Source organism: Nesterenkonia lutea, from assembly GCF_014873955.1.
In the GTDB taxonomy this organism is placed as follows: Bacteria; Actinomycetota; Actinomycetes; order Actinomycetales; family Micrococcaceae; genus Nesterenkonia; species Nesterenkonia lutea.
The window spans coordinates 2,826,865-2,839,030 of sequence record NZ_JADBED010000001.1 but is presented as its reverse complement, the minus strand read 5'-3'; the positions used below and the strand labels follow the sequence as shown (position 1 = coordinate 2,839,030).

General features: G+C 68.0%; 8 protein-coding genes and 2 pseudogenes. 3 read left to right on the top strand and 7 right to left on the bottom strand.

Translation table 11 applies throughout. The annotated features are described in order from the left end of the window. The first annotated feature begins 87 nt into the window (after positions 1-87). Entirely contained in the window at positions 88-822 is a 735-nt protein-coding gene (locus H4W27_RS12940) for a PIG-L deacetylase family protein (RefSeq protein ID WP_192596300.1), read from the top strand. A 125-nt stretch (positions 823-947) separates the two neighbouring features. Here the strand turns inward: H4W27_RS12940 and H4W27_RS12935 are convergent, their stop codons facing one another. Next, positions 948-1,727: an NUDIX hydrolase gene (locus H4W27_RS12935; protein ID WP_318782366.1), complete on the bottom strand. Its 780-nt coding sequence runs from the start codon at positions 1,725-1,727 to the stop codon at positions 948-950. After that, positions 1,720-2,502, bottom strand: coding sequence for an endonuclease III (gene nth / locus H4W27_RS12930; RefSeq protein WP_225939123.1), 783 nt, complete (start codon positions 2,500-2,502; stop codon positions 1,720-1,722). The genes H4W27_RS12935 and nth overlap by 8 nt, the downstream gene beginning before the upstream one ends. A gap of 117 nt (positions 2,503-2,619) precedes the next feature. Here nth and acs point away from each other — a divergent pair, with 117 nt between their 5' ends. Both acs and aroQ read left to right on the top strand, forming a co-directional pair. After that, the gene (gene acs / locus H4W27_RS12925) at positions 2,620-4,629 is read left to right on the top strand and encodes an acetate--CoA ligase (RefSeq protein WP_192596298.1); all 2,010 of its coding nucleotides are present in this window, start codon (positions 2,620-2,622) and stop codon (positions 4,627-4,629) included. A gap of 182 nt (positions 4,630-4,811) precedes the next feature. Continuing rightward, a complete protein-coding gene (gene aroQ, locus H4W27_RS12920; RefSeq protein WP_192596297.1) occupies positions 4,812-5,264 on the top strand; it encodes a type II 3-dehydroquinate dehydratase in 453 nt (150 codons plus the stop codon). A gap of 78 nt (positions 5,265-5,342) precedes the next feature. Here the strand turns inward: aroQ and H4W27_RS12915 are convergent, their stop codons facing one another. The 5 genes and pseudogenes from H4W27_RS12915 to H4W27_RS12900 all read right to left on the bottom strand — a co-directional run bounded on the left by H4W27_RS12915 (position 5,343) and on the right by H4W27_RS12900 (position 12,126). Next, complete coding sequence (locus tag H4W27_RS12915; protein WP_192596296.1) at positions 5,343-7,184, bottom strand: ABC transporter ATP-binding protein; 1,842 nt, start codon at positions 7,182-7,184, stop codon at positions 5,343-5,345. Between the two features lie 220 nt (positions 7,185-7,404). After that, a pseudogene (locus H4W27_RS14010) lies at positions 7,405-8,055 on the bottom strand (ATP-binding cassette domain-containing protein); the annotation flags it as partial. A 96-nt stretch (positions 8,056-8,151) separates the two neighbouring features. Then, positions 8,152-9,060 (bottom strand): annotated as a pseudogene (locus H4W27_RS14005) (ABC transporter transmembrane domain-containing protein); the annotation flags it as partial. A gap of 34 nt (positions 9,061-9,094) precedes the next feature. Continuing rightward, a complete protein-coding gene (locus H4W27_RS12905; RefSeq protein WP_225939511.1) occupies positions 9,095-9,883 on the bottom strand; it encodes a metallophosphoesterase in 789 nt (262 codons plus the stop codon). Positions 9,884-9,981: 98 nt separating this feature from the next. After that, positions 9,982-12,126, bottom strand: a complete 2,145-nt coding sequence (locus tag H4W27_RS12900; RefSeq protein ID WP_225939122.1) for a transglycosylase domain-containing protein — start codon at positions 12,124-12,126, stop codon at positions 9,982-9,984. Between the last annotated feature and the right edge of the window lie 40 nt (positions 12,127-12,166).

Below are 12,166 nucleotides of genomic sequence, written 5' to 3'. Positions count from 1 at the left end.
CCGGCGGCTCGGTCCGGCCGGTGGTGGAGGACTGCCCGGTCTGTCCGATCCCTGCGATGCGTGGGGAAAACTGCCTAGACTGAAACCATGCGCCACGAGACTCAGTCCCTTCCGTTCTACGAGGACACGCAGCTGCGCCGGGTGCTGTGCGTGGTCGCTCACCCCGACGACATGGAGTACGGAGGCTCGGCCGCCGTCGCCCGCTGGACCGCCCAGGGCGCAGAGGTCTCCTACCTGCTGCTCACCGCCGGCGAAGCAGGCATGCGCGGCCAGGACCCGGTGGACGCCGCGGAGATCCGAGCTGAGGAGCAGCGCCGGGCCTGTGAACTGGTCGGCGTCGAGGACCTGGTCATCCTCGATCTCCCCGACGGCATGCTCGAGGCTTCCCTCGACGCTCGGCGCCAGATCGCGCGGCGGATTCGACAGCTGCGCCCTGACATGGTGCTGACCCAGACCTGGGAGCTCGAGGTCGGGTGGGGACTGAACCACGCGGATCACCGCGCCGCCGGGATCGCCGCCCTGGACGCGGTGCGCGACGCCGATAACCCCTGGGTCTTCAGAGAGCTGCTGGAACAGGAGCAGCTGGAACCCTGGGGCGTCCGAGAACTCCTGATCTTCGGCACGACACCCACGCATCTGGTCGACATCAGCGGCGAGCCGCTGCAGCGGGGCCTGGACTCGCTCGAGGCCCACGACCAATATTTCGCCGAACTGGGCGGCGCGGACAAGACGCGCCAGATGCTCGAATCCATGGCGGCTCGCCAGGCGGAGGGCCTCGATGGGGTCGACCACGCGCTCGGAGTGGCAGTGCACGCGATGTGAAGCCCGGTGGGTGAGGCCCGCTTTGTGAGGCGCGGTGGGTGAGGCCCGCTGTGTGAGACCCGACCGGCCGAGGAGCCTGCCGAAACCACGTCGTCCCGCCCGATCAGGCCGGCGGAGCAGGCCGTTCAGAGACCAGGCAGGTGGTCCCTCGGATCGACGTTCACCGCTGCGTCCCAGGGCTGTTCCCAGCCCAGCCGGTTGAGCAGGCGATCCACCAGGATGCCGGTGAAGCCCCAGATGAGCGTTCCCTCCACGAGGAAGGCCGGGGCGCGGAACACCGCGCCGGGTCGGTGCAGCACCGTGGTGCAGCGGTTCTCCGGGCGGATCAGCTGCTCCAGCCGGACCGGAAGCACACGCTCCACCTCCCCCGTCTGGGGCGTGAGCGTCCCGGGCTGCCCCGCCACCCCGATCACCGGGGTGACCATGAACCCGCTGATCGGCACCGGGGCCGGCGGCAGAGCCCCGAGCACGCGCACCCGCGCAGGGTCCAGCCCGATCTCCTCCTGAGCCTCGCGCAGGGCGGCCGCGGTGGGGTCGAGGTCGAAGTCCTCCTGCGCCCCGCCGGGGAAGGCGATCTGACCGGGGTGCTTCTTCAGCCCCGGGGATCGCTCGGTGAGCAGCAGGTGGGCGGCGTCGTCCCCGGGGGTGGGAGCGCAGAAGAGCATCAGCACTGCGGCCGGACGGGCGTTCTCCATGCCGGCCGGCGTCTCGGCGGGCGCCCGGGTGCTCGGTCGCAGGTTCCACCAGCCCCCGTGGCTCGAAGACTCCGGGTGCTCGTCGGCGTAGTCCCTGCCCTGCTGGACCAACGCCTGAAGGCGGGTCGAGACGGCGGAGCCGGCCAGCGAGAGATCGGGGTGCTCTGCCGGCAGCAGTCCCGCCTTCTGGGCCGGGTCGGCGTCACGCACTGAGCGGGTACCCCTCTGCACGCAGCTGCCGGCGGGTGTGGCCGGCGCGCATCTTCGCCAGCAGGTCTTCGCGGCCGGGAGCCATCTCGTATCGGAGCAGCGCGGCGGCTGCCTCGGGGTCCACCTCGCCGGCACCGAAGGAGGGACAGAGCGAGGCGATCGGACAGGCCCCGCAGGCGGGCCTGCGGGCATGGCAGATGCGCCGGCCGTGGAAGATCAGCCGCTGGGAGAGCTGGGTCCAGTCGCGACGCTCGAAGAGCTCCGAGACATCCTGCTCCACCTTGACCGGGTCCTGCGCGGTGGTCATGCCCAGACGCCGAGCGAGCCGTCCGAAATGCGTGTCCACGGTCAGGCCGGGCTGGCCGAAGGCGTCGCCGAGCACCACGAAGGCGGTCTTCCGGCCCACCCCGGGCAGTCTGACCAGCTCGGCCAGCGAACTCGGCACCTCGCCGTCGTGATCCCGGACCAGTGCCTCAGACAGGCCCAGCAGCGAACGTGTCTTGGCGCGGTAGAAGCCGGTGGGCCGGATGAGCTCGGCGAGCTCGTCCTCCGGAGCCGCGGCCAGGGCGTGAGCATCGGGCCACCGCTCGAAGAGCTCACCAGTGACGGAGTTGACCCGCACATCGGTGGTCTGCGCGGAGAGCACCGTGGCGACCAGCAGCTCGAAGGGGCTGGTGAAGTCCAGCTCGGCGACGGCATAGGGATAGACCTCTCCCAGCACACGGTTGATCCGGCGCACGCGGCGCTTCTTCCCCAGCAGTGTCTGATCTGGCATCTCCGTCATTCTACGGAGGTGCCCCGACCCCTGGCCCAATGTGATCTGGACCTCAGACCCATGCATGGAAAAGATGTATTGTGATCGGCAACACAGGAGTATCTAAGGAGGAACCGCATGACGCCTATTTCCGAGCCAGAGAACAAGCTGGACACGATGCAGAAGTCGGGTCAGATCTTCCCTCCGAGCGAGGCGTTCGCCAAGGACGCCGTCGCCACTTCCGAACGTTATGAGAAGGCGGCCGAGGACCGGCTGGGCTATTGGGCCGAACAGGCGCGCTCCGTCCTGAGCTGGGACAAAGACTTCACCGAGGTGCTGGACTGGTCCGAGGCCCCGGTGGCCAAATGGTTTGTCGGCGGCGAGGTGAACGCGGCCTACAACGCAGTGGACCGCCACGTCGAAGCCGGAAATGGCGGCCGGGTGGCCCTGCACTTCGAGGGCGAGCCCGGTGATTCCCGCAGCATCACCTATCAGGAGCTCGCCGACGAGGTCGCCCGCGCCTCCAACGCCTTCGAGTCCCTGGGTCTCGCCAAGGGTGATCGGGTAGCCATCTACATGCCGATGATCCCCGAGACGGTGGTGACCATGCTGGCCTGCGCCCGCATCGGCGCGATCCACTCCGTGGTCTTCGGCGGCTTCTCCTCCGACGCGCTGCGCTCCCGCGTGGACGACGCCGAGGCGAAGCTCGTGGTCACCGCAGACGGCTCCTATCGCCGGGGCAAGCCCTCCACGCTGAAGCCTGCTGTGGACGAGGCTCTCGCTGCTCCCGGACACACGGTCGAGCACGTGGTCGTGGTCAAGCGCAACGGCGAAGAGGTGGCGTTCAACGAGAACCTCGACGTCTGGTGGCATGACATCGTGCCGCAGCAGTCCCCGGAGCATGCATACGTCCCGCATGACTCCGAGCACCCGCTGTTCATCCTCTACACCTCCGGAACCACCGGCAAGCCCAAGGGCATCCTGCACACCACCGGCGGATATCTGACCCAGACGGCTGTGACCCACCGGGACACCTTCGACCTGAGGCCGGAGACCGATGTCTACTGGTGCACCGCCGACGTCGGCTGGGTCACCGGGCACTCCTACATCGTCTACGGGCCCATGGTCAACGGCGCCACCCAGGTCATCTACGAGGGCACCCCGGACTCCCCGCACAAGGGTCGGCTCTGGGAGATCGTGCAGAAGTACGGGGTCACGCAGTTCTACACCGCGCCGACCCTGATCCGCACCTGCATGAAATGGGGCCGCGAGATTCCGGATGAGTACGATCTCTCCAGCCTGCGCGTGCTGGGCACCGTGGGCGAGGCCATCAACCCGGAGGCCTGGCTGTGGTTCCGCGAGGTCATCGGCGCCAACAACGGACCGGGCAAGGAGCCCAAGAAGGAACCGGCTCCGATCGTGGACACCTGGTGGCAGACCGAGACCGGCGCGCACATGATCTCCCCGCTGCCCGGGGTCACCGCGACCAAACCGGGCTCGGCCCAGGCCGCCGTGCCCGGAATCTCCATCGGAATCGTCGACGAGGTCGGCAATCCGCTGGAGAAGGGCGAAGCCGGACTCCTGGTCATCAAGGAGCCCTGGCCCGCCATGCTTCGCGGGATCTGGAAGAACCCGGAGCGCTACCAGGAGACCTATTGGTCCCGCTTCGGCGACGTGTACTTCGCCGGCGACGGTGCACGCACCGACGAGGACGGCGACGTCTGGCTCATGGGCCGCGTGGACGACGTCATGAACGTCTCCGGGCACCGCCTCTCCACCACGGAGATCGAGTCCGCGCTGGTCTCCCACGAAGCGGTGGCAGAGGCCGCCGTGGTGGGCGCGAAGGACGCCACCACCGGTGAGGCCGTGGTCGCCTTCGTGATCCTCCGCGGCCAGGCCGAGGGCGGGGACAAGGAGCAGATGGAGCAGGACCTGCGGGCCCACGTGGGCAAGGAGATCGGTCCGATCGCCAAGCCGCGCAACGTGCTGGTGGTGCCTGAGCTGCCGAAGACCCGCTCGGGCAAGATCATGCGGCGTCTGCTCAAGGACGTCGCCGAGGGCCGCGAGGTGGGGGACGCCTCCACCCTGGCGGATCCCGCAGTGATGCAGCAGATCGCAGACGACATGCGGGCCAAGCACGGCTCCTGATCGCAGCACCCGACACCCCCACCCGCCCCCTAGCTGAGTGGCGGATTCTCCGAGCATTCTTCCCCCGAGACGAGGTGGACTGCACGGAGAATCCGCCACTCGGCGCAAGGGGCGCGTGAAGGGGGTTGGGCGCAGGGGCCGGGTGAAGGGGGCCGGCGGAGGAGTCCCGGTAGGGTGTGAGCATGTCGACTATGACCGGACGCCTGCTGATCGTCAACGGCCCCAACCTGAACATGCTGGGCACTCGTGAGCCCGGGATCTACGGCGCCTCCACGCTGGGCGACATCGAAGAGCTCTGCCGGCGCGCGGGAGCCGATGCCGGATTCGAGGTGGAGCTGCTCCAGTCGAATCATGAGGGCGCCATCATCGACGCGATCCAGGCCGCCAAGGACACCGCCGACGGCATCGTGATCAACCCCGCGGCCTACACTCACACCTCAGTGGCCATCGCCGACGCGCTGCGTGCAGCCGCGCTGCCCGTGGTGGAGGTGCACATCTCCAACGTGCATGCCCGCGAGGAGTTCCGCCGCCACTCCTACGTCTCCCCCGCCGCCGTCGCGGTCATCGCGGGTGCAGGCCTCAACGGCTACCGCTACGCGGTGGACCACCTGGCCTCGCTGCTGCGCCAGGACTAGAACTGGTCGCCGCGGCGTCGTCCGATCCTGCTGCAGGCCGATGGCCGCGCGGAGAGCCGCTGGCCGGGGACCGGCTGCTCAGGAGCCCATGGAGCTCTGCCAGGCGGCATTGAGCTTCGCGTAGTAGCCGCCGTCTGCGGCGAGTTCCTCCGGCGCCCCGTCCTCGACCACGCGGCCGTCCTCGATCACCAGCACCCGGTCCGCGATGGCCACCGTGGAGAGCCGGTGGGCGATGATCAGCGCCGTGCGATTGCCGAGCAGACGCTCCAGGCCCTGCTGCACCAGCGCCTCGCTGGGGAGGTCCAGAGAGGAGGTGGCCTCGTCGAGGATCAGCACCGCCGGATCCGCAAGGAAGGCCCGTGCGAAGGAGATCAGCTGCCGCTGGCCCGCCGAGAGTCGGCCGCCGCGCTTGTTCACATCGGTGGCGTAGCCCTCGGGCAGCTCCATGATCAGGTCATGGCATCCCACGGCCTTCGCCGCAGCGATGATCTCCGCCTCGGAGGCATCCGGTCTGCCCAGGGCGATGTTGCCGCGGATGGTTCCGGAGAAGAGGAAGGCCTCCTGGGTCACCATGGCCACATGCCGGTGATGATCCGCCACGGCCAGCTCTCGCAGGTCGACGCCGTCCAGGCGCACCGCTCCGGTGCTCACGTCATAGAAGCGGGCGAGCAGCTTCGCGAGCGTGGACTTGCCCGCACCCGTGCGCCCCACCACGGCGACGGTCTGACCGGCGGGGATGTGCAGATCAAGCTCATGCAGCACCACCGGGCCGGACTCTGAGTAGCGGAACAAGGCTCGGGCGAACTCGAGGTCTCCGGCAGCCTCGGGCAGGTGCACCGGATCCGTCGCCTCGGTCACCGAGGGGCTCTCCTCCAGAAGCCCGGAGACCTTCTCCAGTGCGGCCGTGGCTGACTGCAGCGAGTTGTAGAACATCGCGATCATGTCCAGCGGCTGGAACACCCGCTTGGCGGCGAGGACCAGCGCCACCAGGACGCCGATGCCCAGGTCGCCTTCGAGCACCCGGTATCCGCCCCAGACCAGCACAGTGGTCACCGTGAGGTTGCCGATGAGCATCAACGAGGGCTGCAGCACTCCGAACAGGGAGATGGAGCGGATCATGTCATCGCGGTAGACGGCGGCCAGCCGGCGGTACTGCCGGGACCGGGAGCTCTCGCGGCGGAACGCCTGGACCGCGCGGATCCCCGTCATGGATTCGACGAAGTGCACGATCATCTTCGCCGAAGAGACCCTGGTGCGCCGGTAGGCCACCTCGGAGTTCTGCTGGTACCAGCGTCCCAGGACAGCGATCGGGATCAGCGCCGCCACGAGGACCAGTCCGGAGCGGAAGTCCATGATCCAGATCGTCACTGCGGTGAAGAACATGAACATGACGCCCTGGACCAGGGAGTTGACTCCGCCGTCGAGGAGCTCCCGCAGGGACTCCAGGTCAGAGGTCTGCCGGGAGATGACCTTGCCCGAGGTGTAGTCCTCGTGGAAGTCCAGGCTCAGCGCCTGGGTCTTGCGGAAGACCTCACCGCGCAGGGTGAACAGCATCTCCTGGGAGGCCTCGGCGGTCATCCGGGTGTAGTGGAAGATCAGGATGCCCGCGGTCACCGCGCAGCCGATGTACGCGCTGCCCGGCAGCCACATGCCCGAGCTCTGGCCCTCCATCATCCGGGGCAGGCCCCAGTCGATGGCCCAGGCGACGATCAGCGGGATGGAGGCCTGCGCGGCCTGAGCGACCACCACGAACAGGGCGGTGATCAGCAGCTTGCGGCGCACTCCCACGGAGAGCTGCACCAGCAGCCGCCAGGAGCGGCGCCTGATGAACCCGCGCTCTTCCTTGTCCAGCTCGATCTGCTCTTCTCCTGCGGTCCCGCGGAGGTGGGCGAAGCGATCGCTCGCGCGGCTCTCATTCATGGCTGAGCACCTCCTCGGCGGTGAGGGGGCGGACGCTGGCACTCATGACCTCGCGGTACTTCGGGCTGCGCTCGAGCAGCTCCGCATGGGTGCCGACCTCGGTGATGCGTCCTGCTTCGAGCAGCGCCACGCGGTCGGCGAGCGCCACGGTGGAGGGCCGGTGAGCCACGATCAGCGTGGTGGTGGAGCGGAGCACCTCGCGCAGCCGTAGCGTCACGGCCTCCTCGGTGCGCACATCCAGTGCTGAGAGCGGATCATCCAGGAGCAGCACCGAGGGCGAGGACGCGATGGCCCGTGCCAGGGCCAGGCGCTGTCGCTGGCCGCCGGAGAGGCTGAGCCCCTCCTCCCCCACGGGTGTCTCCACACCCTGAGGCAGGGACTCGACGAACTCGGCGTCGGCGATCCGCAGCGCGCGGCGCATGGCCGCGTCCAGCTCCTCCTCGGCCGGGGCGGCGCGCCGCGGAGGGTTCTGCGGGTCATCGGCGTCGCGCAGGTGCGAGGTGCCCAGCAGGACATTGGACTTCACCGAGGTGGAGAACAGGATCGGGTCCTCGAAGGCGATGCCGATGCGGGAGCGCAGGTCAGCCAGGGCGAAGTCGCGGACATCCACGCCGTCGATCCGGATGGAGCCGCCGGTGACCTCGTAGAGCCGGGGAATCAGGTTCAGCAGGGTCGAGGTGCCGCCGCCGGTGGCTGAGACCAGAGCCATCGTCTCGCCCGGCTGGATCCGCAGGCTCACTCCGTCGATGAGGTCGCGTTCACCGTCCGCGGCATCTGGAAAGCGGAAGTGCACGTCTGAGAGCTCGAGCACACCGTGCTCCTCAGCGGTCTTCGCCGAGGCCGGAGAGGTGATCTCGGTGTCTGTGTCCATCACGTCGACATGCCGGTCGATCGCGGTCTTCGCGGTGAACGTCATCCCGAGCATCATGCCCACGCCTTCGATCGGACCCTTGAGCACGGCGGCGGTGGCGAAGAACGCGGCGAGCGCTCCGACGCTGACTCCGGTGGTCTCCTCGTTGGCTACCTGCCACAGGCCGATCAGCAGGCAGAGACCGAGGATGCCCTCGGGAAGGATGACCATCGCCATCAGGAATTTAGCGAGGGTCCGCGCCTTGGAGACCTCGAGGTCGCGCAGCTCGTCCGCCTCCTCGGTGAAGCCCTCGAGCGCATGTTCACCCCGGCCGAAGGCCTTGAGCACGCGGATCCCATGCACGGACTCCTCCACCTTGGTGGCCACATCGCCGGCCTGGTCCTGCGAGGCGCGGGAGTAGTGGACGAACTTCTGCCGGAACCTCGGGCCGATCACCATGATCGGCAGCGCGGCGCCCAGGAACACCACCGCCAGCAGCGGGGAGAGCGTGGCCATCAGCGTGAATCCCACCACCAGGCTCACCACTGAGGTGATGAGCATCAGTGACCCGAAGGCGAACCAGCGCCGCAGCAGATTCAGGTCAGCGATCGCCCGGGACTGGAGCTGGCCCGCGCCCCAGGCGGAATGGAAGGAGGCTGAGAGGTCCTGCAGCTTGTCGAAGAGCCGTGTCCGCATGGACATCTCCGCGTCCGAGGCCGGGGGGATCACGAAGAAGCGGCGCAGATACACCAGCCCCGCCTCCAGCACTCCCAGTGCCAGGATCACGCCGCCGGCGCTCCACACGGCAGAGATCTGGGCGCCGTCGTCGAGCAGGGAGTTGACCAGGGTCTGCAGCACCTGGGGGATGGTCAGGGCGACGACGCCGGCCCCGATCGCCGCGATCAGCCCGAAGGTCCAGCGCAGCTTCAATCCGCTGAGGTAGGGACCGAGCCGAGCAAGCGCCTGCCAGAGGGTGCGGCGGCGTCCGGAGACCTCGGCGCCCGGGGCGCCAGATTCGCGTGGCATCAGGCAGCTGACCTATTCCGTGTCGCGGGGGTTCTCAAGAATCATGAACTTCAAGCAGCGTGGCCTCTGGAGGGCAGAAGAGCCGCACCGGCGCTGTGGCGCTGGTGCCGATGCCGGCCGAGACATGCAACGGCACCTGCCGCGACGGCTGGCCGGAGCGCGGCGAGCCGACCTGCTGCGCGGTCGAGGTGAAGGTGCTCAGACCCCTGGCCTGCGATCTGGGGAGATCGCAGTTCGTCACCAGCGCGTGTCCGCCGGGCAGGCAGACCTGGCCGCCGTGGGTGTGTCCGGCGAGGATCAGGTCGGCTCCGGTCTGCGCGAAGGTGTCCAGCGCGGCGCGCACCGGGGCATGGGCGACGGCGATCCGCACCGGGGCGGGTGTCTCCCCCCGGGTCTCGGGCCATCCCTGGAACTCATCGCGACCGATGTGCGGATCATCGACTCCGGAGAAGTCCAGGACATGGTCCCCCACGTCCAGCCGGGCGGTGCGGTTGGTGAGGCTGCGCCAGCCCTCCGCCTCGAAGCCGGCGAAGAGGCGGCGCCAGTCCAGCTCCTCGGGCTCCCCCTCCAGCTTCGAGGGACTGTGCAGATAGCGCAGCGGGTTCTTCCACTGCGGGGCGTAGTAATCATTGGAGCCGGGGACGAACACGCCGGGGAACCGGCGCAGCGGTTCCAGTGCCTCGAGCACCTCGTCCACTGCGGCCGGGTGGGAGAGGTTGTCACCGGTGTTGACCACCAGGTCCGGCTTCAGCTCGGCCAGCGACTGCAGCCAGTCGAACTTCCTGCGCTGGCCCGGGACGTAGTGGATGTCCGAGATGTGCAGGATCCGCAGACCCGCCCCCGCGCGCAGAGGCAGGCGGACGCGGCGGAGCTGGAAGTCATTGACTCCCAGTCCGAGGACCTTGAACTGCGGGCTGGCGCTCAGTCGTCGTCTCCGTCGGAATCGCGGGAGTTGATGGCCTCGTCGTCGTCGGGGAGCTCGCCGCCGCCGCTGTAGCGGCTGCGGTCACGGCGATCATCGAACGGGGAGTCGTCGGCCTCGCGGAAGTCGGAGGTGTCGTAGTCATCGCCGACCTGCTCCATATAGTCCAGCCACATGGGTGCGGCAAGGGTGGATCCGTAGAAGTCTTCGTAGTACTGCCCGTTGATCATGGACTCCCGGTAACCGTTCTCATTGCCCTCGGGGTTGCCGATCCAGCTGGCCGTGGAGACTCCGGAGGAATAGCCCACGAACCAGGTGTGGACGGCATCGTCGGTGGTGCCTGTCTTGCCCGCCATGGGGAACGGCGGGTTGCCTGCGGCGATGGTGCCTTCGGCGATGTTGATGGTGATGTCGTTGACCTGGGCCACGATCTCCTCATCGATCACCTGCTCGCAGTCCTCCTCGGGCACGTCGTACTCGTTGCCGTGGGTGTCGGTCACCTCGAGCAGGGCCCGGGGCTCACAGAAGTTGCCGTCATCGGCGAAGGTGGCGTAGGCGGCCGCCTGGGTCAGCGGAGCGACGTTGTCGGTGCCCAGCACGAATGAGGGGTTCTGCGGGGACAGCCCCTGGTCGGTGTCGGTCGCCAGGTGAATGCCGAGACGGTCCGTGACGTCGGTGATGGCGCAGAGGTCCATCTCGGTGGCCGTGGCCAGGGTGGCGGTGTTGACTGAGAAGTAGACGCCATAGTCGATCGTCATGCGACGGTTGGAGTCCTCTTCCACGTTCTCCACCTCCCACGGTCCGTCCGTGGTCGTATAGCCCCGCTCCAGACAGCTGGCCTCCCAGCGCTGGGTGTCGGCCCACTCGTCGGGGGACGCATCGACGACGTCGTCGGTTGACCCGCCCTCTTCGAGGTAGGCGGCGACGACGAAGGGCTTCAAGGAGGAACCTGGCTGCCAGCCGTTGCCTCCGCCGACATCAGAGTCGACGTTGTAGTTCAGCGTGGTGTTGCCGTCCCCATCCTCGGGGGTGTAGTTCCGATTCTGCGCCATCGCAATGATGTTGCCGCTTCCGGGCTCCACCGAGGTGATCGCTGCACCGGCGCCGGAGTTGTCGTCCGAGGGGACGGTCGCGTCGACCTCGGTCTGGGCGGCCTGCTGAGCGTCGGGATCCAGGGTGGTCGTGATGCGCAGACCACCGCGGTTCAGAAGTTCTTCTCGGGAGTCCTCATCGGGACCGAAGGTGTCGCTGGCCAGGATCTCGCGGCGCACGTAGTCACAGAAGTAGGGACCCATGCTTGCGGAGACACATCCGGTCTCCTCAGGGTAGATCTCCTCCACGCCGAGGTCCTCAGCAATGGCCTCCTCGTACTCCTCCTGGGTGATCGCCTCATTCTCCAGCATGGCGCCGAGCACGATGTCCCGGCGGTCCTTGGAGGCTTCCGGGTTGACTGCTGGGTTGTAGCCGTTGGGGGACTGGACCATGCCGGCCAGCACCGCTGACTGCGAGATGCTGAGCTCGGAGGCTGGCACGCCCCAGTAGAACTGCGCGGCGGCTTCCACGCCGTAGTTGCGCCCACCCAGGAGCACGATGTTGAGATAGCCCTCGAGGATCTCCTCCTTGGTCATCTCCTGCTCGACGGCGACCGCGAGCTTCATCTCGCGCAGCTTGTCCGCGTAGGTCTTCTCGCCGGTGCCGGAGATGGTCAGACGTCCCTCGCCGGTCAGCACCACGGCGTTGATGAGCATGTTGTTGACGTACTGCTGCGTGATGGTGGAGGCGCCCTGCTGACTGTCCGAGGTGAGGTTGTTCACCAGTGCACGGGAGACGCCGCGGGGATCGACCCCGCCGTGCTCGTAGAAGCGCTCGTCCTCGATGGCCAGGATGGCATCGACCATGTTCTCTGAGATCTCGTCCATCGTGACCGGCTGCCGGTTCTCCGCGTAGAAGGTGGCGATCTCGGTGGTGCCGTCGGAGGCGTAGATGTGGGAGGGCACGCTCAGCGGCTCTTCCTCGAGCTCGGTGGGGATGTCCTCCAGCAGCTCCGTGCCGGTGGACACCGCTGCTCCTCCGGAGGCCGCGAGCGGGAAGATGAGACCCGCAGCCAGCAGGCCGCAGAGGGCGCTCACGCCCAGGAAAGACATGATTTTCCCGACGGTGGTGGCCGTGTCAAAGAGGGGAGAT

Coding starts and splice junctions, on each gene's coding strand:
- nth (WP_225939123.1), bottom strand. CDS start 2,502: ATGCCAGATCAGACACTGCTGGGGAAGAAGCGCCGCGTGCGCCGGATC.
- aroQ (WP_192596297.1), top strand. CDS start 4,812: ATGTCGACTATGACCGGACGCCTGCTGATCGTCAACGGCCCCAACCTG.
- H4W27_RS12915 (WP_192596296.1), bottom strand. CDS start 7,184: ATGAATGAGAGCCGCGCGAGCGATCGCTTCGCCCACCTCCGCGGGACC.
- H4W27_RS12940 (WP_192596300.1), top strand. CDS start 88: ATGCGCCACGAGACTCAGTCCCTTCCGTTCTACGAGGACACGCAGCTG.
- acs (WP_192596298.1), top strand. CDS start 2,620: ATGACGCCTATTTCCGAGCCAGAGAACAAGCTGGACACGATGCAGAAG.
- H4W27_RS12900 (WP_225939122.1), bottom strand. CDS start 12,126: ATGTCTTTCCTGGGCGTGAGCGCCCTCTGCGGCCTGCTGGCTGCGGGT.